At 67.8% G+C, this 22,224-nt stretch carries 21 protein-coding genes; 9 read left to right on the top strand and 12 right to left on the bottom strand.

Features of this window, described 5'->3' with window-relative positions; genetic code table 11:
• Position 1: 1 nt before the first annotated feature.
• From pepP to GH681_RS16525, 4 genes are all read right to left on the bottom strand, one after another.
• A complete protein-coding gene (pepP, locus tag GH681_RS16540; RefSeq protein WP_153162606.1) occupies positions 2-1,318 on the bottom strand; it encodes a Xaa-Pro aminopeptidase in 1,317 nt (438 codons plus the stop codon).
• Positions 1,319-1,426: 108 nt separating this feature from the next.
• Positions 1,427-3,205, bottom strand: coding sequence for a YncE family protein (locus GH681_RS16535; RefSeq protein WP_153162605.1), 1,779 nt, complete (start codon positions 3,203-3,205; stop codon positions 1,427-1,429).
• A gap of 127 nt (positions 3,206-3,332) precedes the next feature.
• Positions 3,333-4,013, bottom strand: a complete 681-nt coding sequence (gene murU / locus GH681_RS16530) for an N-acetylmuramate alpha-1-phosphate uridylyltransferase MurU (protein ID WP_153162708.1) — start codon at positions 4,011-4,013, stop codon at positions 3,333-3,335.
• A gap of 19 nt (positions 4,014-4,032) precedes the next feature.
• Entirely contained in the window at positions 4,033-5,031 is a 999-nt protein-coding gene (locus GH681_RS16525; RefSeq protein WP_153162604.1) for an aminoglycoside phosphotransferase family protein, read from the bottom strand.
• 81 nt (positions 5,032-5,112) lie between these two features.
• Here GH681_RS16525 and lptD point away from each other — a divergent pair, with 81 nt between their 5' ends.
• The 9 genes from lptD to GH681_RS16480 all read left to right on the top strand — a co-directional run bounded on the left by lptD (position 5,113) and on the right by GH681_RS16480 (position 17,282).
• A complete protein-coding gene (lptD, locus tag GH681_RS16520; protein ID WP_153162603.1) occupies positions 5,113-7,638 on the top strand; it encodes an LPS-assembly protein LptD in 2,526 nt (841 codons plus the stop codon).
• Between the two features lie 17 nt (positions 7,639-7,655).
• Positions 7,656-8,951 carry a peptidylprolyl isomerase gene (locus GH681_RS16515; RefSeq protein ID WP_153162602.1) on the top strand — a complete coding sequence of 432 codons (1,296 nt, stop codon included), beginning with the start codon at positions 7,656-7,658 and terminating at the stop codon, positions 8,949-8,951.
• Between the two features lie 108 nt (positions 8,952-9,059).
• Entirely contained in the window at positions 9,060-10,043 is a 984-nt protein-coding gene (pdxA, locus tag GH681_RS16510) for a 4-hydroxythreonine-4-phosphate dehydrogenase PdxA (RefSeq protein ID WP_153162601.1), read from the top strand.
• Positions 10,040-10,918, top strand: a complete 879-nt coding sequence (locus GH681_RS16505) for a patatin-like phospholipase family protein (RefSeq protein WP_153162600.1) — start codon at positions 10,040-10,042, stop codon at positions 10,916-10,918. Before pdxA ends, GH681_RS16505 begins: the two co-directional genes overlap by 4 nt.
• A gap of 48 nt (positions 10,919-10,966) precedes the next feature.
• On the top strand, positions 10,967-11,758 hold the full coding sequence (rsmA, locus tag GH681_RS16500; protein WP_153162599.1) for a 16S rRNA (adenine(1518)-N(6)/adenine(1519)-N(6))-dimethyltransferase RsmA: 792 nt from the start codon (positions 10,967-10,969) through the stop codon (positions 11,756-11,758).
• Between the two features lie 213 nt (positions 11,759-11,971).
• Positions 11,972-12,184: a hypothetical protein gene (locus tag GH681_RS16495; RefSeq protein ID WP_153162598.1), complete on the top strand. Its 213-nt coding sequence runs from the start codon at positions 11,972-11,974 to the stop codon at positions 12,182-12,184.
• Positions 12,185-12,404: 220 nt separating this feature from the next.
• A complete protein-coding gene (locus GH681_RS16490; RefSeq protein ID WP_228111944.1) occupies positions 12,405-13,670 on the top strand; it encodes an HlyD family secretion protein in 1,266 nt (421 codons plus the stop codon).
• Between the two features lie 25 nt (positions 13,671-13,695).
• Positions 13,696-15,858: a peptidase domain-containing ABC transporter gene (locus GH681_RS16485; RefSeq protein ID WP_153162597.1), complete on the top strand. Its 2,163-nt coding sequence runs from the start codon at positions 13,696-13,698 to the stop codon at positions 15,856-15,858.
• The gene (locus GH681_RS16480) at positions 15,858-17,282 is read left to right on the top strand and encodes a TolC family protein (RefSeq protein ID WP_153162596.1); all 1,425 of its coding nucleotides are present in this window, start codon (positions 15,858-15,860) and stop codon (positions 17,280-17,282) included. The genes GH681_RS16485 and GH681_RS16480 overlap by 1 nt, the downstream gene beginning before the upstream one ends.
• A gap of 52 nt (positions 17,283-17,334) precedes the next feature.
• Here the strand turns inward: GH681_RS16480 and GH681_RS16475 are convergent, their stop codons facing one another.
• The 8 genes from GH681_RS16475 to GH681_RS16440 form a co-directional block, all read right to left on the bottom strand.
• On the bottom strand, positions 17,335-18,108 hold the full coding sequence (locus tag GH681_RS16475; protein ID WP_194271259.1) for a YdiY family protein: 774 nt from the start codon (positions 18,106-18,108) through the stop codon (positions 17,335-17,337).
• 210 nt (positions 18,109-18,318) lie between these two features.
• Positions 18,319-18,510 carry a DUF2892 domain-containing protein gene (locus GH681_RS16470; protein ID WP_153162594.1) on the bottom strand — a complete coding sequence of 64 codons (192 nt, stop codon included), beginning with the start codon at positions 18,508-18,510 and terminating at the stop codon, positions 18,319-18,321.
• Between the two features lie 98 nt (positions 18,511-18,608).
• Entirely contained in the window at positions 18,609-19,271 is a 663-nt protein-coding gene (locus tag GH681_RS16465; RefSeq protein ID WP_153162593.1) for a Crp/Fnr family transcriptional regulator, read from the bottom strand.
• A 3-nt stretch (positions 19,272-19,274) separates the two neighbouring features.
• Positions 19,275-20,033 carry an exodeoxyribonuclease III gene (gene xth, locus GH681_RS16460; RefSeq protein ID WP_153162592.1) on the bottom strand — a complete coding sequence of 253 codons (759 nt, stop codon included), beginning with the start codon at positions 20,031-20,033 and terminating at the stop codon, positions 19,275-19,277.
• A gap of 135 nt (positions 20,034-20,168) precedes the next feature.
• A complete protein-coding gene (locus tag GH681_RS16455) occupies positions 20,169-20,729 on the bottom strand; it encodes a recombinase family protein (RefSeq protein WP_153162591.1) in 561 nt (186 codons plus the stop codon).
• Between the two features lie 212 nt (positions 20,730-20,941).
• Complete coding sequence (locus GH681_RS16450; RefSeq protein WP_153162590.1) at positions 20,942-21,337, bottom strand: type II toxin-antitoxin system HicB family antitoxin; 396 nt, start codon at positions 21,335-21,337, stop codon at positions 20,942-20,944.
• A gap of 13 nt (positions 21,338-21,350) precedes the next feature.
• Positions 21,351-21,533 carry a type II toxin-antitoxin system HicA family toxin gene (locus GH681_RS16445; protein ID WP_153162589.1) on the bottom strand — a complete coding sequence of 61 codons (183 nt, stop codon included), beginning with the start codon at positions 21,531-21,533 and terminating at the stop codon, positions 21,351-21,353.
• A 193-nt stretch (positions 21,534-21,726) separates the two neighbouring features.
• The gene (locus GH681_RS16440) at positions 21,727-22,194 is read right to left on the bottom strand and encodes a hypothetical protein (protein WP_153162588.1); all 468 of its coding nucleotides are present in this window, start codon (positions 22,192-22,194) and stop codon (positions 21,727-21,729) included.
• Positions 22,195-22,224 lie beyond the last annotated feature (30 nt).

The following is a 22,224-nucleotide window of genomic DNA, read 5'->3' as shown; positions in this document are numbered from 1 at the left end:
TTCAGCGCGCTGCCATGATGGCTTCGATGTCGGCCACGGACTTGGGTGTGGCGTGGGTGATGATGTCGCAGCCGGTGTCGGTGACGAGGGCGTCGTCCTCGATGCGGATGCCGATGTTCCAGAATGCCTCGGGCACGCCTTCGGCCGGGCGGATGTAGGTGCCGGGCTCGACGGTGAGGACGTTGCCGGCCTCAAGGTTGCGCCACTCGCCGGCGAGCTTGTATTCGCCCGCGTCGTGCACGTCGAGGCCCAGCCAGTGGCCGGTGCGGTGCATGTAGAACTGACGGTAGCTGCCGGATTCGATGGCGCCGTCGAGGCTGCCGGTGAGGAGGCCCAGGTCGAGATAGCCCTGGGCCAGCACGCGCACCGCGGCGTCGTGGCCGGCGTTCCAGCTGGCGCCGGGGCGGATTTCGGCGATGGCGGCGGCCTGGGCGGCGAGCACCAGCTCGTACACCGCCTTCTGGGGGCCGCTGAAGCGGCCATTCACCGGAAAGCTGCGGGTGATGTCGGAGGCGTAGCCGTCGAGCTCGCAGCCGGCGTCGATCAGCAGCAGGTCGCCGTCGGCCAGCTGGCGGTCGTTCTCGACGTAGTGGAGCACGCAGGCGTTGGGGCCGGTGGCGACGATGGAGCTGTAGGCCGGTGCCTGGCTGCCGTGGCGGCGGAATTCGTGGATCAGCTCGGCCTCGACTTCGTATTCGAAGACGCCGGGGCGGGCGGCGCGCATGGCGCGGATATGGGCGCCGGCGGAGATCTCGGCGGCGCGGCGCATGGTGGCGATCTCGGACGCGTCCTTGATGAGGCGCATGTCGTCGATCAGGCTGCGCACGTCGCGGATCTGGGCCGGGGCGTGGGCGCCGGTGCGGGCCTGGGCGCGCACCCGGTTGAGGGCGTCGGCGATGCGCCGGTCCCATTCGGGCTCGTAGCCGATGGAGTGGAACACCGCCGGCTGGTTGGCGAGGAGCTGACCGAGCTGCTCGTCGAGCTCGTCGATGGGGCGGGCCTCGTCGAAGCCGAAGGCGTCACGGGCGGCGTCGGGGCCGAAGCGGTAGCCGTCCCAGATCTCGCGTTCAACGTCCTTGGTGCGGCAGAACAGGATGCTCCGGGGCGTGTCGCCGGCCACCAGCACCAGCACCGCCTCGGGCTCGCGGAAGGCGGTGAGGTAGTAGAAATAGCTGTCGAAGCGGTAGGCGTAGGTGGTGTCGCGGTTGCGATGGCGCTCGGGCGACGTGGGGATGACCGCCACGCCGCCACCGGCGGCCTGCATGGTGGCGAGAAGCCGCGCGCGGCGGGCCTGGAAGGGGGCGATGTCTACGGGCATGGGGCAGAACCGTTGATGCGTCGGGAACCGGCGAGGATATGCCGCTTCCGCCCCTGCTGACAATCGCCGGACGCGGCGCAGAAGTCCGCGCCCGGCGAAAAGGGCGGCTTACTGGAGCATCGGGCTGTTGAACAGCCAGATGGCGGTGGCGGGCTGGGTGCGGTAGTTGCTGCCGAGGCGGATCGCGACCTGGCCGGCGGCGCCCGGGACGAGCTGGCTCGGATCGTCCGGACGGTACGCCGTGTTGAAAGTGAGCACCGTGACCGTGGCGAAGCTCGTGGTGTCGACCGTCACCAGTTTTCCGGTGCCGTAATTGACAACGCACACCATCCGGTTGGCTACCCGCAGGGGGCGACAGCTGCCGTACGGGCTGGTGCCGAGCAGGGCGAGGTCGCCATCGCGGTAGATGCTGCGGCCAATGAGGATGCCCTGACTGGTCCAGTCCACATTGCGCAAGCTGAAGTCTCCAGTGGTGCCGGTGGAATTGGCCATCACCAGGCCGTCGCCACGGACGGACATGGCGTAGAGGTTGTATCCACTGGTCTCATCCTCGTAGCCATATACCGTCGTGCCCGTCCCGTTGAATGCGATGGGGCCGATCGCTGCCGAGGTCGAGATGAATCCGCCCGCGATCTGCGGCTGGAGCGTGCCCGTGCGTACGAGGGCAACGCCCGCGCTGCCAGGGGACGACTGCGGATCAAGAAGGGAGACGGCGATCACGTCGGCCTCTGCTGGCGAGGCGGCGATGGACTTGGCCACCAGTTGTCGTCCGAAGAAGTAGGAGGTTGGCAGGCGCGTCCGGTACTGTTCGGTCATGCCGGGCAGGCTGAGCTTGACCACTTCGCCGCTTCCGTTCAGGCCCACGTAGAGGGCCGAGCCATCCGGCGCGAGGGCCATCGCAAAGGGCTCCGAGCCCACTGCCAGAGAGTTGCTGACGGCGCCGGTGCTGGCGTCGATGGTGGCGATGCTGTTGCCGGTGCCCGCCACGCTGCCGGGAATCGACGCGTAGTAGCGGTTGCGGGTGGCGTCGAAGACGAGGGCGTTGTGGGTCAGGGTGAGTTTGGTGACGGTGCCGTCAGGCGGCAGCTCGAATAACGTCGTGCCGCCGACAGTGCCGCTCGCGATTCGCAGCCGGTACGGCGCGATGACCGTTGCGCTGCTGGAGTCCACTGCCGTGCGGTCGGCTTGCACGAGGCCGATGCCCGGCGCCCACCAGGTCTCTTCGGTGGCGGTGACGGTGTAGGGGGTATTCGCCAGGGACGAGGGCGAAAGGGTGAGCGCCGTGACGGTGCGGAAACGCGCGGTCTCGGCGGCGCCTTGCGGCAGCGCCATGTTCTCGAGACCAACGAGTTGCTGGGTGATCTCCAGCCGGAAGCTCTCGTTGATGCCGTCGCCGTCCGCATCGGCACCCCAGTCCCCCTGCCGGACGATGCTGCGGGTGGCGCCCGTCGGGTAGAAGGGCTCGGGATACATCAGGATCTCGCCGATGAGGGTGCGTGCGGCGGCGGGCGTGCTGCCGTCAGTGAAGTCGGGCACTGCCAGGCCTGCACCGGTGCGGCGATAGGTCTCGGTATCGGGCAGGTCGCTGCCGACGCGCTCCGAGATCGTGTAGCCGTCGGCGGTGGTGCTGCCGACCGTGCGGGTGACCAGGTTGCTTGTCGTGACGCCGTTCTGGATGTAGTCGTAGGTCCAGCTGTCGCCTGCCGCAGCCGGGAAGTAGTTGCGGCTGCGCAGGTCGATCCGGTCGCCGACCGGATTGGTGTCGGACACCACCTGGGGCAGGGGCGCGCGGGTGGTGGGCGACGAACCGCCGCCGCCTCCGCCGCAGGCTGCGAGGATGGCGGCGGCGGCCAGTGTGATCAGGTGGCGCAGGTGCCTGGCGCGCATTGTTGTTCTCCCGACGATGAAAGGCGCCGCCAGGCCCAAAGGCGGCAGCGGATTTCACTTTATTCTCCCTGAATTACTGCGTGTTGATCCAGGGCAAATATCGGGGGCGACAGGTTTGGTGGTTTGTTCAGGCGGTGCGCAGGCTGGCGTCGAGCTCGGCGAGGCGTTCGGGCGTGCCCACGTCCACCCAGCGGCCGTCATGGCGGGCGCCGGTGACCTTGCCGGCGGCCATCGCGGCGCGCAGCAGCGGGGCGAGCTTGGCGGGCTGGTCCGGGGCCACGTCGGCGAAGAGGGCGGGGTGGTAGGCGCCGATGCCCGAGAAGGTGAGGCGTTCGCCGCGGCCGTCGTCCGCCAGGTGGCCGTCGGGCAGCAGGCCGAAGTCGCCGGCGGGGTTGTGGGTGGGGTTGGGTACCAGCAGCAGGTGGGCGAGCGGGCCGTCGGCAGCGAGGCCTTCTGCCACCCGGGCGAGGGCGGCGAAGTCGGCATCGCAGAACACGTCGCCATTGACCACGATGAAGGGCGCGTCACCCAAGAGCGGCAGGGCGCGGGCGATGCCGCCGGCGGTTTCCAGTGCCGTGCCTTCCGGCGAGTAGGCGATGGGCAGGCCGAAGCGCGCGCCGTCGCCCAGCGCGTCCTCGATCATCTGGCCCAGGTGGGCGTGGTTGATGACGAGGCCGGTGACCCCGGCGGCCGCGAGGCGTTCGATGTGCCAGACGATCAGCGGCTTGCCGCCCGCCGGCAGGAGCGGCTTGGGGCAGGTGTCGGTGAGGGGGCGCATGCGTTCGCCGCGGCCGGCGGCCAGGATCATGGCTTTCATCGCGGGGCGCTCAGAAGGAGTAGCCGACTTCGGTGACGGTGGGCTCGAGCTGCTCCAGCAGGCGCAGCAGGGGCTTGAGCTCGCCGTAGCGCTCGCAGGCCTTGCGCAGGTATTGCATGACGAGGGGCATGTCCTTCAGGTAGCCGTCCTTGCCGTCGCGGTGATACAGCCGCGCGAAGATGCCCAGCACCTTGATGTGGCGCTGCACGCCCATCCATTCGAAATCGCGATGGAACTCGGCGAAATCGGGGCGCACCGGGAGGCCCAGGCGGCGGGCGGTTTCCCAGTAGCGGGCCAGCATGTCGAGCACGAAATCCTCTTCCCAGTGGATGTAGGCGTCCTTGAACAGGGAGGCGAGGTCGTAGGTGAGGGGGCCGTACACGGCGTCCTGGAAATCCAGCACGCCGGGGTTGGGCGTGCTCACCATCAGGTTGCGGCAGTGGTAGTCACGGTGAACGAAGACGCGCGGCTCGCCGAGGTTCACGTCGACGATGCGGTCGAACACGTCGTAGAGGTCGGCGGTCTGCTTCTCGGTGAGGGTGACGCCCTTGTGGCGGCCCACGAACCACACCGGGAAGAGCTCCAGCTCGCGCATCAGCAGCTCGCGGTTGTACTCGGGCAGCACGCCGGGGCGGCTGGCGAGCTGGATCGAGATCAGCGCGCCGAGGGCTTCGGCGTAGAGGTTGTGGGCGTTGTCCTTGGTGAGCGCCTGGAAGTAGGTGGTGCTGCCCAGGTCGGACAGGAGCAGGAAACCTTCTTCGAGATTCTGCTTGTGGATGTGCGGCACATGCACGCCGGCGGCCCCGAAAAGCTCGGCCACCTTGATGTAGGGCCGGCAATCTTCGTGGGCGGGCGGGGCGTCCATGACGATCAGCGGCACGGAATCGTCAGCGAATGTAACCCGGAAGTAGCGCCGGAAGCTGGCGTCGGCGCTGGCCGGAGCGATTTCAAAGGCGCGGCCGGGAAATTCGGCGGCGATCCAGGACTGGAGTTGTTGGCGTCGTTCCACGGGAGTCGGTGAGGGGTTCGTGTAAAATCGCGCAGTTTATCAAACCATGCGGTCGGCTCGCCGGCTGGTTCCTGTCCCGGGATGAAACCTCGTACCCAGTTGCGCTTTCTGTCGATCGCCCTGTTCGCCTTGTGGGGGCGTGCCGGAGCCGAAACGCTTCCGCCCTTCTTTGTGTCGCCTGCACTGCTCGGCCCCGCGCCGACGCCTGCGGCCGCACCGGCGGTCTCCGATCCGGCCCCCGCGGTGGTCACCGACAAACAGGCCTTGAAACCGGCCCCGACGCCGGCCGCCGCCACGTCCAGGCCCGCAGCCAAGGCTGCCGACAAGCCCGTGCCGCCGGCCCGGGTGAGCCGGGGCGTGCCCGTAGCGGTCGCGCCAGCCCCCGTCCAGGCGCTGAAGCCCGGCACCACGGTCATCACCGGCGACAAGGTGTCGGGCCTGCAGGATGTGGACGCGGTGGCCGAAGGTGCTGCCGAGCTGCGGCGCGATAACACCCGCGTCGAGGGCGAGAAGCTCCATTACTTCGAGCTGACCGATGAGGTCGAGGCCACCGGCAACGTCCGCGTGACCCGCGCCGGCGACACCATGACCGGCCCTCACATGCGCATGAAGGTGGAGGAGCAGGTCGGCACCTTCGATTCGCCCGAGTACACCATCAGCCGTCCGGGCCGCCCGGCGCCGCCGGGGCAGATCCTGCTGCCGGGGCAGTCCGTGCCGCGCGCCCAGCAGCCCCTCACCGGCCACGGCTCGGCCGAAAGCCTCGAACTCGAAGGCGAAAACCAGTTCCGCTTCCTCAATGGCACCTGGACCAGCTGCAAGCCCGAGCGGCCCGACTGGTACATCCGCGCCAACGAGCTGCAGCTCGACTACGACCGGGAAGTGGGCGAAGCCAAGGGCGGCACCCTGGTGTTCAAGGGCCTGCCCCTGGGCTACCTGCCGTGGGCCGATTTCCCGCTGTCGGAGGCGCGCCGCTCGGGCGTGCTGTCGCCCACCTTCGGCACCTCGAACAAGGTCGGCGTCGATCTGTCGGTGCCCTACTACTTCAACCTGGCGCCCAACTACGACGACACCCTCACGCTGCGCTACATGGGCCTGCGCGGCCTGCAGATGCGCAACGAGACGCGCTACGTCACGCCGACTTACCGGGGCATCACCTACCTCGAATACCTGCCCAACGACCAGGTCGAACAGCGCAGCCGCTACGCCGGCACGATCCGCCACGATCACAATTTCGGCGATGGCTGGGCCGGCAACATCAACTTTGCGGGCATTTCCGACCCGAAGTACTTCACCGATCTCTCCACGCGTCTGACGCTCACCTCCACTGTCAACATCCCGCGCCAGGCCAGCCTGACCTACGGCGGGGGCGGCTGGTGGAACGCCAGCGCGATGCTGCAGTCGTTCCAGACCCTGCCCGACACCCTTACCGGCGTCCGCTCCGAGCCCTACAAGCGCCTGCCGCAGCTCACCCTCAACGCCCTGCGGCCCGAGCTGCCCGGCGGCACCACCTTCCATCTGGCCAGCGAGTTCGTCTCCTTCTCGCATCCGACCCAGACCGAAGGCCGCCGCCTCACGCTCTACCCGCAGCTGTCGCTGCCGCTGCAGACCTCCGCTTTCTACGTGACGCCCAAGATCGGTGTCCACGCCACCCGCTACGACATCGACTACCGGGGCACCCCCACCGGCGACACCAGCCAGTCGCGCTCGCTGCCCATCTTCTCGGTGGATTCCGGCGTGACCTTCGAGCGCGACACCAGCTTCGGCGGCCGGGATTACATCCAGACCCTCGAGCCGCGGGTGTACTACCTCTACGTGCCCTACACCGACCAGTCGAAGATCCCCAACTTCGACTCCGGCTTCTACGATTTCAACTTCGCGCAGATCTTCGCCGAGAACGTCTACACCGGCGGCGACCGCATCTCCAACGCCAACCAGGTCACCACCGCGCTGCAGAGCCGCCTGATCGACCCCAATACCGGCGCCGAGACCGTGCGTGCCGCGCTGGGCCAGCGCTACTACCTGGTGGATCAGCGCGTCGCCCTCGCTGACGGCGCGCCGATGCGAACCGGCAAACAGGCCGACCTGCTCGCCGCCTTCAGCGCCACCTTCATGCCCAAGTTCCAGTTCGACACCGCGTGGCAGTACAACCCGCGGGACAACTGGACCGAGCGCTTCAATGTCGGCGTGCGCTTCCAGCCCGCCTACGCCCGGGCGGTGTCGGTCAGCTGGCGCTACAAGCACAACTACTCCACCGATCCCAAGTCGCCCGACGGCTTCCGCGATCTGGACATCTCCGGCCAGTGGCCGCTGTGGGGCAACCTGTACGGCGTCGCCCGATACAACCGCAACCTGCGTGACCACCGCCTCACCCAGGGGATCGCCGGTATCGAATACAACGCCGGCTGCTGGGTGTTCCGCGGCGTGGTGCAGCAGCTCGTCACCACCTCCACCGACGTGAACCGCTCGTTCTTCTTCCAGCTCGAGTTCAACGGCGCCGGCAGCATCGGCTCCAGCCCGCTCACCATGCTCAAGCGCAACGTGCCCGGATATGGGAAGATCAACGAGGGCTCGACGCCCTACGTTGGCAGTGACGACGACGAATTCTGAAAGACCACCCCAACCCCATGAAACTCATCGCTACCCTGATCGCAGCGTCCCTGTTTGCCCACGCCACCCTGGCAGCCAGCCCGGTCGAGGTCGACCGAATCGTGGCGGTCGTCAACAGCGAGGTGATCACCAAGGCCGAGCTGCGTCAGCGGGTCGAACAGGTCACCCGCCAGTTGAATCGCCAGGGCACGCCGCTGCCGCCGTCCGACGTGCTCGAGCGTCAGGTGCTCGAACGCCAGATCATCGAACGCCTGCAGATCCAGCTCGCCGGCGAAACCTCCCTGCGGGTGGACGACGTCACCCTCGAACGCGCCCTGGGCCGCATCGCCGACAACAACAAGCTGTCGATGACCGATTTCCGCAAAGCCCTCGAGCGGGACGGCATCACCTGGGAACGCTTCCGCGAGGAAGTGCGCAACGAGATCCTCCTCGGCCGCGTGCGCGAGCGTGAGGTCGAGAGCCGCATCGTGGTGTCCGACGCCGAGGTGAACAACTTCCTGTCCCACCCCGAGAACGTGGTCGGCCAGGCCGAGTACAACCTCGCCCACATCCTGTTCCGCGCCCCCGAGAGCGCCAGCCCCGAGCAGCTCGCCCGCCTGCGCGCCAAGGCCGAAGACGTCGCCGCCCGCATCGCCCGGGGCGAAGCCTTCGACAAACTCGCTGCCAGCTATTCCGACGCGCCCGACGCCCTGTCTGGCGGCAACATCGGCTGGCGCAGCGCCGAGCGGCTGCCCGGCCTGTTCGCCGAGGCCATCGCCAACCTGCGTCCGGGTGAGGTCACCCCGATCCTGCGCAGCGCGGCGGGCTTCCACCTGGTCAAGATGATCGAGCGCAAGGGCGGCAGCCAGGGTGTGCCGCCCGCCCAGGTGCAGCAGACCCACGCCCGCCACATCCTGATCAAGACCAGCGAAGTGGTGTCCGACGCCGACGCGAAGCGCCGCCTCACCGACCTGCGCGAGCGCGTCGTCCAGGGTGGAGCCAGCTTTGCCGATCTGGCCCGCCAGCACTCCGCCGACATCTCCGCCGCCAAGGGTGGCGATCTGGGCTGGATCTACCCGGGCGACACCGTGCCCGATTTCGAGCAGGCCATGGACGCCCTCAAGCCCGGCGAGCTCAGCCAGCCCGTCAAATCGCCCTTTGGCTGGCACCTGATCCTCGTCGAGGAACGCCGGGTGCAGGATGTCTCCGACGACCGCAAGCGCGCCGCCGCCCGCAACGCCCTGCGCGAGCGCAAGTCCGACGAGGCCTACCAGGACTGGCTGCGCCAGCTGCGCGACCGGGCCTACGTCGAATACCGGCTCGAAGACAAGTAAGCCGCCCGGCTCGACGGCCCTCGCCGTCGGGCCCGCGGTGATTCCCGACAAAGGGCTGGCCCAGGTGCCAGCCCTTCGCCCTTGAAGCTCCCGAAAGCCCTGAACATCATGTCCCATCCCATCCTGGCCATCACCAGCGGCGAGCCGGCCGGCGTCGGTCCCGATCTCTGTGCGGCCTTGCCGCGGCATGAATGGCCCGCGCGGCTGGTCGTGCTGGGCGATCGGGCGATGATCGCGGCGCGGGTTCATGCCGTCGAACCCTCGGTCGACGTGATCGACTACCAGCCCGGCGGCAGCGCCCGGCCCGGCGCGATCGAAGTCCTGCACGTGCCGCTGGCCGTGCCCGCCGTGCCCGGCAGGCTCGACGCCGCCAATGGCCGCTACGTGCTCGACATCCTCGACCGGGCCATCGCCGGCTGCAAGTCGGGCGAGTTCGCCGGGATGGTCACTGCGCCGGTGCACAAGGGCATCATCTGCGATGCGGGTGTGCCTTTCTCCGGCCACACCGAATACCTCGCCGAAGCCACCGGCACGCCGCTGGTGGTGATGATGCTGGTGGGCGGCGGGATGCGCGTGGCGCTGGTCACCACGCACCTGCCGCTGAAGGACGTGTCCGCCGCCATCACCCGGCCGCTCCTCAGCGACACCCTGCGCATCCTCCACGCCGATCTGGTGCGCGACTTCGGCCTGCCGGCGCCGCGCATCCTCGTCGCCGGGCTCAACCCCCACGCGGGCGAAGGCGGCCACATGGGCACCGAAGAGATCGACACCATCATCCCGGTGCTCGAACAACTCCGCGCCGAGGGCATGGATCTCGTCGGCCCGCTGCCCGCCGACACCCTGTTCGTGCCCCACACCCTGCAGCAGGGCGACGCGGTGCTGTCGATGTTCCATGACCAGGGCCTGCCGGTGCTCAAGCACGCCAGTTTCGGCGGCGGGGTGAATGTCACCCTCGGCCTGCCGATCATCCGCACCTCCGTCGACCACGGCACCGCGCTGGATCTCGCCGGCTCCGGCCGCGCCGATCCGGGCAGCCTGTTCGCTGCCGTCGAGCTGGCCATCACCATGGCCAAGGCGCGGGGGCGGGCATGATCGACCGTCGTCGCATCCTTCTGGGCGGCTTTGCCGCGCTGGGCCTCGCGGCCTGCGGCGCCCAGCCGGTCAAGCCCGAGCCGCGCATCGCCCGCAAGCCGAAGATCGCGCTGGCCCTGGGCGGTGGCGCGGCCCGCGGATTTGCCCACATCGGCGTCATCAAGGCGCTGGAGACCAGCGGCATCGCGCCCGACATCGTGATCGGCACCAGCGCCGGTTCGGTGGTCGGCGCCCTCTACGCCGCCGGCCACGGGCCTTTCGAGCTGCAGAAGCTGGCGATCCAGCTCGATGAGGCGTCCGTCACCGACTGGAGCCTGTTCGATCGCGGCGTGATCAAGGGCGAGCGGCTGGAGCAGTTCATCAACGCCAACGTGGGCAACCGCCCCATCGATGGCCTGAAGCGCCGCTTTGCCGCGGTCGCCACCGATCTGGCGAGTGGCGAGCCGATCGTTTTCCAGCGCGGCAACACCGGCACTGCGGTGCGAGCCTCGTCGTCGATCCCCGGCGTCTTTCCGCCGGTCGTCATCGGCGGGCGCGAATACGTGGACGGCGGCCTGGTGGCACCGATCCCGGCCCGCGAGGCGCGCGCGCTGGGCGCCGATCTGGTGATCGCCGTGGACATCTCGGCGCGCCCCAGCGGCAAGCGTAATCAGGGCACGCTGGACCTGCTCCTCGACACCATCTCGATCATGGGCGGGGCGCTCGGCAAGCACGAGCTCACTGCCGCCGACATCGTGATCCGCCCCGAGCTGCGCGGCCTTGCGGCCACCAACTTCCAGCAGCGCCACGAGGCCATCCTCGAAGGCGAGAAGGCCGGCTTTGCCGCCGTGCCGCGGGTGCGCGAGGCCATCGCCGCCTGGGAACGCAGGAACTGACACCGCTGCCCGCCACGGGCAGTGCAACCACACCGGAAGGAAACCCGGATGAGCGAGCAACATCAGGCGCGCAAGCGCTTTGGCCAGAACTTCCTGTCCGACCCCAACATCATCCGCAAGATCATCGAGGCGATCCGCCCCAAGGAGGGCGAGCGCATCGTCGAGATCGGCCCCGGCCTCGGCGCCATGACCGAGCCGCTGATGGAGGCCATGGGCCACCTGCACGTGGTGGAGATCGACCGCGACCTCATCGCGCGCCTCAAGGAGAAGCACCCGCCCGAGCGGCTGACCATCCACGAGGGCGACGCGCTGAAGTTCGATTTCGCCAGCATCGTGCCCGACGGCGTGCCGCTGCGGGTGGTGGGCAACCTGCCCTACAACATCTCCACCCCGATCCTGTTTCACTTGGCCGAGTTTGCCGAGAAGGTGAAGGACATGACCTTCATGCTGCAGAAGGAGGTGGTGATGCGCATGGTGGGCGAGCCCGGCACCGAGGAGTACGGCCGGCTGTCGGTGATGCTCCAGTATCGCTTCAACATGGCCCGGCTGTTCGACGTGCCGCCGGGGGCCTTCCGGCCCGCGCCCAAGGTGATGTCGAGCATCGTGCGGATGGTGCCGCGCCCGGCAGCCGAATGCACCGCCGACGACTACGCGCTGCTGGGCAAGATCGTCACCGCGGCTTTCGGCCAGCGCCGCAAGACCCTCCGCAACACCCTGCGGGATTACCTCGACGAAGGGGATTTCACCGCGCTGGCGATCGACCCCGGCCTGCGCGGCGAACGCCTGAGCGTCGAGGACTTCGTGCGCATCGCCAATCACGTGGCGAAAAAATCGGGTTAATCGGCAAAACCCGTAAATTGACAGCAGTTAAAGATGTCTTTCGGGTGGTTTTGTTGGTTGCTGTCAAATTTGAAAAATAGGCTTCCAGGGGCGTGAATACATCACGGCCCGCCCGGCAGGGGACGAATAGATTGGAGGTGTCGCAGCGAAACCCACTCCGGGGCGTTGCGGCAAATAAAATTTTCGCCTTCAATCAACCAAGTGAGGTTTCAAATGGCTATTCGCGAACTGTCCGCCAAGGAAGTCCAGAACGTTTCCGGTGGCACCTTCTGTCTGCTCGGTGGCCTGCTGTCCTTCAAGCTGAACCTGCTCTCCAGCCTGTTCAAGTCCTGCAGCACCCCGGCCCCGACGCCCTGTCAGCCGGCCCCCACCCCCTGCCAGCCGGCTCCGACCACCTGCTACACCGCCCCGAAGTACGGCTGCTGATCGCTGCTGAATCGGGTTGAGCCGGTCGCCTTTTGAGGTGCCCGGCACCGATGGGCCACCCCGGTTCTCGAGGTGGCCCGTTGTCATTTCCAGGCAGTAGGTCATTTCGCACGCTCTGGCCGGATTGGCGCTGTTCCCTATGGAATAGTTCTTCGCCCGTTTCGGGCAGCGCTGCCATCCTGCGCGCCATGACCCCGCCCAGCGCTGATTGCCGCATTCCGTGAACGACGATTCCCTGTTTCGAACCGAAGCCCTCGAGGCCCAGCGGACCAACTGGCTCGGGCCCGTGGTGCTGGCCCAGCCGCTGTCCTTTGCGGTGTTCGCGCTTGTCGCAGCCCTGTGCGGCGCGGCGCTGATCGCCTTCTTTGCCTTTGGCAGCTACACCAAGCGAGCCACCGTGCCGGGCCAGCTGCTGCCCGCCGGCGGATGGTCGAAGGTCTATCCCCGCGAGGCCGGGGTGGTGGTGGAGAAGCGCGTGCAGGAAGGGCAGGCCGTGCGCCAGGGCGACGTGCTCTATGTGCTGTCCCTCGACCGCCGGAGCGACACCGCGTCCAGCGGGCTGGCTGGAATCTCGGAGCAGGTCACCGCCCGTCGCAACAGCCTGCGCGCCGAGCTGGGCAAGACCGAATCCCTGCAGATCGAGCAGCGCGCCAACCTGCAGCGCAAGGAGGCCGCCTTCGATGCCGAGCTGCGCGTCATCGCTCAGTCCATCGACGGCCAGAAGAGCCGCGTCGCGCTGGCCGAGGACACCCTGCGCCGCTACAAGGGCCTGCTCGACAAGGACTACATCGCCGCCGAGCAGGTGCAGCTGCGCGAGGCCGACCTGATCGACCAGCGCTCGCGCCTGCAGGCGCTGGAGCGGGACCGGCTCAATGTGCAGCGCGAACTCACCCTGCTGCGGGGCGAGCTTACGCGCCTGCCGCTGGAGCAGTCCAAACAGATTTCCGAGCTGCGCCGGGGCCTGTCGAGCACCGATCAGGAGCTGGTCGAGAGCGAACTGCGCCGTCAGGTGCTGGTGGTTGCTCCGCGGGATGGCGTGGCCACCGCGGTGACCGCCGAAGTGGGCCACAGCGTCGACGGCAGCCGGCCGGTGGTGTCCATCGTGCCGCCGGGCGGGCGGCTGCAGGCCTATCTGTTTGCGCCCAGCAAGGCGGTGGGCTTCGTGCGGGAGGGCGATCGGGTGATGATCCGCCTCGATCCCTACCCCTACCAGAAGTTCGGCCACCTGCCGGGCCGGGTGGCCCAGGTGGCGCGGGTGTCGCTGTCCAGCCAGGAGCTGTCGGCCCTCGGCCTGATGAGCGAGACGGCCAGCGCCGAGCCGGTGTATCGCATCACCGCCGACCTGGACGCCCAGACCATCCAGGCCTACGGCGAGGCGCGCCCGCTGCAGGTGGGCATGCAGCTGCAGGCCGACATCATGCAGGAGCGCCGCAAGCTCTACGAATGGGTGCTCGAGCCCCTCATCAGCATCACCGGCAAGCTGTGATGCCGACCTCAACCTGTTCCCGCCCATGTCCCTGATCCCGAGCCTGCCCCCTTTCCTTGGCCGCAGCCTGCCGGTCATCCTGCAGACCGAAGCCACCGAGTGCGGCCTCGCCTGTCTCGGCATGGTGGCCGGCTACCACGGCCGGCGCACCGATCTGGCCCAGCTGCGGCGCCAGTTTTCGATCTCCCAGCATGGCGCCACCCTCGGCCAGCTGATCGGCATCGCGGGCGCCCTGGGTCTCGCCAGCCGGCCGCTGCGGCTGGATCTGGAAGACCTGGACCAGCTGCGCACGCCGTGCATCCTGCACTGGAACCTCAACCACTTCGTGGTGCTCAAGAAGGTGACCCGCCGCGGCCTGCTCATCCATGATCCGGCCAGCGGGCTGCGTCGGGTGAGTCTGGACGAGACCTCGCGCAGCTTTACCGGCGTGGCGCTGGAGCTGTGGCCGTCGGCCGATTTCAAACCCTCGGCGCCGCCGCCGGCGATCCGTTTTCGCGATCTCATCGGCCGCGTCGATGGCCTGCTCGGCGCCGGTGCCCAGGTGCTGGCGCTGGCGGTGGCGCTGGAGATCTTCGCGCTGGTCAGCCCCTTCTACCTGCAGTGGGTGATCGACCACGTGCTGGTGTCGGCCGACCGCGACCTGCTCACCACGCTGGCGCTGGGCTTCGGGCTGCTGCTCATCATTCAGGAGATCTTCGGCGCACTGCGTTCGTGGATCCTGCTGCACATCGGCACCAACCTCAGCCTGCAGTGGCGCACCAACGTGTTCGCCCATCTGGTGCGGCTGCCGGTGTCGTACTTCGAGCGCCGCCATCTGGGCGACATCGTGTCGCGCTTCGGGGCGGTGGACGAGATTCAGTCCAAGCTCACCGCGTCCTTCTTCTCGGCGCTGATCGACGGGCTGATGTCGGCGGTCACGCTGGCCATGATGTTCATCTACAGCCCGCCGCTGGCCTGGCTGGCGGTGGGGGCGATGGTCGCCTACGGGCTGATCCGCGCGATGTGGTTCCGCCCGTTGCGCCTCGCCACCGAGCAGGAGATCGTCCATCACGCCAGCCAGCAGTCGCACTTCCTCGAGACGGTGCGCGGGATCAAGGCGGTCAAGCTGTTCCAGCGCCAGAATGAGCGGCGTTCGAGCTGGCTCGGGCTGGTGGCCGAGCAGGTCAATGCCGGCGTGCGCACCCAGCGCCTGTCCATCGCCTTCCAGACCACCAACGGGCTGCTTTTCGGGCTCGTCGGCATCGCCATCCTGTGGATGGGGGCCCGGCTGGCGCTCGACGGGGCGATGACCGTTGGCGTGCTGATGGCCTTCAAGGCCTACAAGGACCAGTTCGACAACCGCGTTGCCGGGTTGGTGGAAAAGTATTTCGAGCTGCGCATGCTGCGTTTGCAGGGCGAGCGGCTGGCCGACATCGTGCTTACCAAGCCCGAATCCGCGCCAGCCCTGGCTCAGACCGCCGACACCGTGCCGGTGCCGGAGATCCGCCTGCAGGGCGTGCGCTTCCGCTACGCCGAGACCGACCCGTGGGTCGTGGACGGCATCGACCTGACCATCCCGCCGGGCCAGTCGGTGGCCTTCGTGGGCCCGTCGGGCTGCGGCAAGACCACGCTCATCAACCTGATCCTCGGCGTGTTTCCGCCCGGCGAGGGCGACGTGATGATCGGCGACGCCAGCCTGCGTCGCAACGGCGGCGAGGCGATGCGCAGCGTGGTGGGCACCGTGATGCAGGACGACACGCTGTTTGCCGGCTCCATCGCCGACAACATCTGCTTCTTCGACCCGACGCCGGACCGCGCCCGCATCGAGGAATGCGCCCGCATGGCCCAGGTGCACGAAGAGATCGCGGCGCTGCCGATGGGCTACAACACGCTGGTGGGCGACATGGGTACGGTGCTCTCGGGCGGGCAGAAGCAGCGCCTGTTCCTGGCCCGGGCGCTGTACAAGCGGCCGCGCATCCTGATCCTCGACGAAGCCACCAGCCACCTGGACGTGGAAAAGGAGCAGGCCGTGAACCAGGCCATCCAGTCCCTCAACCTGACCCGCATCCTGATCGCCCACCGGCCCGAGACCATCCTCAGCGCCGAGCGCGTGGTGGCGCTGGGCGGCGGCAAGGTGGTGGAGGACATGACCATCACCGAGCTGCTGGCTCGCCAGAACGGTGCGCCGGCCGTGGCGGAGGCCTCCTGATGCGCCGCCTCGCCCTGGCCCTGATGTTCGCGGCTGCCTGGGGCAGCGCCGCCGCCTTCGATCCGCTGGTGAGCGGGCGTGATCTGGCGAGCCTGCCCCAGCCGGGCCAGTTGCCGCTGGACGCCGAGCTGGTGGGCGGCCCGGCCTGCCCGGGGCCGCTGCCGGCGCCAGTGGCGGGCGGCACGATCAGCCTTGCCGAGGTGGTCAAGCGCGCCCTGTGCCGCGATCCGCGCACTCGCGCGGCGTGGGCGGAGAGCCAGCTTCAGGCGGCCCGGCTGGGCGCGGCCCGGTCGGCTTATCTGCCGACCATCAACGGCACGCTCTCGCGGGCGAAGACTGGCCAGACGGTTGCCCAGGGCGGCAGCACGGCGCGCAACGACGGCTCAAGCCGCGTCGCCCAGTTCGACCTCGCCTGGAACCTGTTCGATTTTGGCCAGCGCGAGGCCAACGTGGACAGCGTCCGCCAGACCCTGCTGGCCGCCGTCGCCAGCCAGAACCTGGGCGTGCAGACGGTCTTTCTCGACGCCGCCAACGCCTACTTCGCGCTCCTCAGCGCCCAGGGCGAGCTGGCGGTGGCCCAGGAGGTGGAGCGCATCAACCTGCAGAGCTTCATGTCGGCCGAGGCCAAGCACGCGGCCGGGGTGGGCGACCTGACCTCCAAGCTGCAGACCCAGACCGCCTTCGCCCAGGCCGTGCTGGCCCGGGTGCGGGCCGAGGGCACGCTGGCCAACGCCCGCGGCCGGCTGGCGGTGGCGATCGGCGAATCGCCGGATCGCCCGCTGGCGGTGGATGCGGACGACGCCCGGCTGCCGGATACGAGCTTCGTGAAGGGCGTGGGCGAGATGCTCGAGCTGGCCCAGGCCAGCCATCCGGAGCTCGCCGCGGCCCGCGCGCGGCTGGCGGCCGCCCGGTCGCGCATCGCGGTGGCCGAGCGGGCCTACCTGCCGACCCTCAGCGTGGCGGCGAGCCGCAGCCACACAGGGCGCGACTTCAGCGCCGATCTGCCGGACATCGCCCAGCGCGACCGCAGCGTGGCGCTGCAGCTCTCGGTACCGATCTTCGACGGCTTCTCGCGCCACTACCAGACCCGCGCTGCGAAGGCCGAGTTCGATCTGGCGTCGGCCGATTTGCAGAGCGTGGAGCAGAAGGTGGCGCTGGAGGTTTGGCAGGCCTGGCAGGGCCTGCAGAGCGAGACCCAGGCCCTGGGCAGCACCGAGAAGCTCCTGGGTTACGCCACCAAATCCCTGGAGGTGGCCCAAGGGCGCTTCAAGGCGGGCGTGGGTTCGACCCTCGAGCTGCTGGAGGCCCAGCGCGCGATGGCCGACGCGGCCCAGCAGCGCATCAATACCCTGGCAACGTGGCGGGCAACGCGGCTGCGGCTGGCGGCCAGCCTGGGGCGGATCGGGTTCTGGAGCGTGCGCTGAAGGCGCGTAGGATGCGTGCCGCCCGGGCGAGCAGCACGCAGGGTGGTGCAGCTTACTGGGCGCCGAACTTCACGTTCACGCCAGCGATGAACAGGGTGTCGTTCTGCTTGGCCGGGGACGTGGCGAGGCTGTCGTAGCGATCCTGGAAGCTGAGCGTCAGGTTCATCGTCTTGTTGATGGCGACGGCCAGTCCGGCGTCGAAGATCGCGCGGTATTCGCCGGTGTCACGCAGGTTGGGGAACAGCACCAGACGCTGGCGGAAGCTGGTGGTCTCGGTGAGGCGGTGGGTGGATTCCTCGCCGAGGATCAGCTCGGGGCTGGTGTAGCTGCGGCGGCTGTCGTTGTCGATGATCACGCCGGGCGACATGTAGCGATCCATCTTGTAGGCCACACCGCCGAAGACGTCCCAGGTGGTGTCGGCGTTCTTGATGAGGTGGTAGCCCAGGCCGCCGCTCAGCACGCCGCGCAGGGCGAGGTGCTTGAGCTGGTCGTGTTCCAGGTCGAGGCCGCCGAAACCGAAGAGCTGCTCGTTGAGGTTGTGGTCGTAGCGGGTGCCAGCGCGCCACATGTTGGCGGTGGTGCTGGTGTCGTTGTCCTTCTTCGACTGGGCGAACAGGGCCTGGCCGTACACCGACAGCTTGTCCACGGCGGTGACGCGGGCGGCGTCCACCACCAGGTTCAGGCTGCTGTTGCGGGCGTTGCCGGTGGACATCGACATGCCGGCACCACCGGCGCCGCGCCACTGGCCATCGGCGGGCGGCGCGTCGGCAAAGGCGCTACCGCAGGCCAGCAGGGAGGCGATGCCCAGCATGGAAATCTTGTTCATCGTTGTTATCCTTTCTTGCGAGTTGAGCCCGGAACGGGACCGCCGCAGGATAGGAGGGGGCGCCAGGATGCCCTGTGGCAACGTCTGCAAGAGGGACAAAAGTTTGCAAAACACGCAGCCATCTGCCGTTAAATGTCGTAAAAAAACCCGGCTGCGCCACAGGGCGGAGCCGGGTTTCGACATCGGGCGGCGCAGGCCGCCGGCGGATGCTCAGTCCTTCTTCATGGGGCAGGTGTTCATGCCCAGCAGCGGATAGACCGGGCAGAAGCCGGTGAGGCCGGTGGCCAGCGGCACGACGCCGATCCACGCCCAAACCGGGCCGCCGAGGGCCGCCCAGGCCACCAGCGCCACACCTGCGCCAATCCGCAAAACCTTGTCGATACCGCCCACATTCGTCTTCATGATGGCCTCCTGGCGCACTGGTTAGTTGAGTGAGCGTATTTCAGCATCTGCTGCTTGGGGCGTCTGTAACCAAGGTTACATAGCCGCCGGATGGCGGATCAGCCGCCGGCAACCCGGCGCAGGCCGGCCGGGTCGAGGATTTCGATCTGCTCCCGCGACAGGGCAACGAGCCCCTGGGCGGCGAAGTTCTTGAGCAGCCGGGAGACGATCTCGCGCACGCTGCCAAGCTCGTCGGCGAGCTGCTGATGGGTGGTGTGCAGGCGCTGGCCCTTGCCCAGCAGCAGCGCGGCGAGGCGTTGGTCGAGCTTTCGAAAGGCCACCTCTTCGATCAGCTGCATGAGATCGGCGATGCGCTCGGAGAACAGCTGGAACACGAAATCCCGAAACGCTGGCTCGGCCAGCAGGGCCTGGAAATCGGCGCTGGGCAGCACCAGCAGGGTGGTGTCGGTCTCGGTGATGCCGCGGGCGTTGTAGGGCGTGTGGCCGAGCAGGCAGGCCGAGGAGATCACGCAGGTCTCACCCGGGGCGACCCGGTACAGCGGCAGCTCGCGTCCGTTGGGGGCGGCCTTGACGACGCGGATGCTGCCGTCGATCACGAAGGGGAAGCCCTGGCACGACTGGCGCTCGTCGAACACCGGCGTGCCGGGCGGCAGCTGCATCTTCCGGGCGCGCTCGGCCAGGCGCTGGCGGGCGGCCTCGGGCAGCGCGGCGAGGATCGGGTAGAGGGCGGGCAGCGTGGCCGGCAGGGCGTCGGTGTTCATGGCTCAGGCGAACTCGACGATCACGGGGGCGTGATCCGAGGGGCGTTCGAGCTTGCGCGGGGTCTTGTCCACCACGCAGGCGGTGCACTTTTCGGCCAGCGGCGGCGACACCAGCAGGTGGTCGATGCGCAGGCCGAAGTTGCGGCGGAAGGCCATCATCCGGTAATCCCACCAGGAGAAGCTTTTTTCGGGCTGCTCGAAGAGCCGGAAGGCATCCACGAGGCCCAGCCCCAGCAGCGCCTTGAAGGCGTCGCGCTCGGGCACCGAGACGTGGATCTCGTGCTCCCAGTCTGGGTGGGCGTCGCGGTCTTCAGGGGCGATGTTGTAGTCGCCGGCCAGCACCAGCCGGGGCGTGACGAGCAGCTCGGCGCGCAGCCAGCCAGTGAGGGCTTCGAGCCAGGCCAGCTTGTAGGCGAACTTGTCGGAACCGACCGCCTGCCCGTTGGGGAAGTAGCCGCACACGATGCGCACGCCGTCGAGCGTGCCGGCGATGATGCGCTTCTGGTCGTCGGCAAAGCCGGGGATGTCGAAGCTCACGTCGGCCAGCGGCTTGCGGGTGAGGATGGCCACGCCGTTGTAGGTCTTCTGGCCGTTGAACTGGGCCTGATAGCCGGCAGCTTCGATCTCGGCCAGGGGAAAGGCCTTGTTCTCGCACTTGAGCTCTTGAAGGCACAGGGCGTCCGGCTGGTTGACGGCCAGCCAGTCGAGCACGTGGGGCAGGCGGACCTTGAGGGAGTTGACGTTCCAGGTGGCGATCTTCATGAAGGCTTGAAATCCAGTAGTGGAGCGGGTTTCGCGTTTTAGTTTTGCTGTTAGCTACGCTCTTAGCTACACAATCGCTGAAGGGGTTTCAGCGATTGTGCCAGCCACACGCCTGACCGTGTTCGTGCTTTGCATTTAGCCCTTGCTGCAAGCCCGTTTCACGCTTGCGGCCGAAATTCCGAAGTGATCCGCAGTCGCCTTGATGCTGGCAGAGTGTTCCGCACGCCATGCGACCACGGCGGCATCATCAATGGCCTTGGTTCGCCCAAGGCTCTTGCCTTCGGCCCTTGCTCGCTCAAGCCCCGCGAGCTGGCGGGCCTTGAGGTTTTCCCGTTCCAGTTCCGCCACTGCGGCCAGCATCGTGAGCATGAGCTTGCCGGCCGGTGTCGCCAGGTCGAAGCCTTCCCGCATCGAGACGACCGAGACGCCCTTCGCCTTCAGGGCTTCCACCGTCGAGAGCACGTCAATGGTGTTGCGGCCCAGACGGTCGATTGCTGCGACGATCACCACGTCACCTTCGCGCACGTAGGCGAGCAGGGCGGACATGGCCGGGCGCTGGGTAGCAGCCACCGCACCCGACACGCCATCGTCAGAGAACCACTTCCCCACGGTGTAGCGTGCCGAGATGGTGCGGCGCTGGTTCTCACAGGTTTGGTCGTCGGTGGAGACGCGGACGTAGGCGACGATTGCAGACATGGCAGGCTTCCTTCTGGCTCAAAATCTATGGGTCAGATGTTAGCCTAGCTCAAAACTCAAAACAACTGTTTTGAGCTATAGAGGAAGCGCCCCTTTTGGGGTGGCTCAAAAGGTTTGGGTTTTGATCTACTCGAAAGGTTCACACCGGGCCAGAAAGCACAACGCCGGGGCGTGCCCGGCGTTGCTCGGATCGAGAGTACGGAAGGGGCGATCTACACCCGCTCCCCCAGGGCCAGGCGGGCGATGTAGCCTGAGCGGGTTTCGCCGGCAGCGCGGGCAGCACGATCCAGGCGGGACAGCACCCGCCGCGGCAGGGTGATATTCACCCGTTCGACTTGGGTATCGAGCATGGCAGGATCGATTTCAACCACTGCCCACACCCAGCCCGCGAACTCGGGCCGGCCCTGGTGCTCGCCTACCGGGTGCGGCTGGGGGATTGCCCCCCCATCGTCAAGGAGGCCGTCGAGATGAAGGATGATCGCTTCGCGGGCCTGTTCAATGGCTTCATCAAGGGTATCGCCAGCCGAGAAGCAGCCCGGCAGATCGGGAACGACTACGCCCCAGGCGTGCGTATCGTCGCCGGGTTCAATTGCAATGGGGTAGCGCATGGCAGGGTCTCCGTTACTTGATGCCGGCTTGCTTCAGGATCGAATGCAGGGTGCCGGCCGGAAGGTCTTTCTTCGGGTGCGGCACTGTCACCCGGCCAGGCTTGCTAGGGTGCTTGAACTGGTGATGGCTGCCGCGGACGGCGACTTCTTCCCAGCCATCGGCCTTGAGCATTCGGATCACGTCGGCGCTGTTCATGGTGTGTAGGATACACATTGAGCGAGCTGCAGCAAACCCGTTCCCCTATCGCCAGGGCGAGGGATAGCGCATCCGCTCGCCCACGAAAATATCCCCCATAACACCCCCGCGGGGTCACTGCCAAAACTGCCAAATTGAGAAAAGACAGTTTTGGCAGTGCCCGCCCGGCACGTATGGGCGGTTTTTTCTGCCATCAGTGCCGGGCTGGCGGGTTCGCCTTGGGGTTGGCGAAGTACAGCGTTCGGGGCTTGGTCCGGGTCGGCTCCTGCCAAGCCTCCAGGTGCCCCAGCTCCACCAGCAGATCAAGCCCGGCAGCGACCCGTTTTTGATCGGCCAGGCCGGACCATCCCCGGCGCCACACGTCCCGGCTCCCGAACCCCTCCCGCGGCAGATCGCCCTTCTTGATCCGCTCCACGATCCGCCGGGCCGCGTCGGCTTCGCCGTCGTGGGCCATGCCGTAGCAACGGCGGGCGTGGCTTTCGAGATAGACGGCCCAATGCAGGGCGCGCAGGGTGGAGGCGAAGCCCACCGGGCCGGCGTGCCCGTCCGCCAGGTGGAAGGCCAGTGCGCCAGTCGGTGAAGGCTTCGAGGGCGTCCGGGGCGAGGCGCAGGAAGGGCGGCGCGTCGGGGGCGTCCTGCTCGGCACCGCGGGCCAGGGCATCGAGCACGTCCAGTTCATCAAACACCGCAA

It is taken from the genome of Zoogloea sp. 1C4 (genome assembly GCF_009469605.1).
Lineage (GTDB): Bacteria > Pseudomonadota > Gammaproteobacteria > Burkholderiales > Rhodocyclaceae > Zoogloea > Zoogloea oryzae.
The sequence above is the reverse complement of the archived record's forward strand: the minus strand, read 5'-3'. Positions and strand labels throughout refer to the sequence as shown.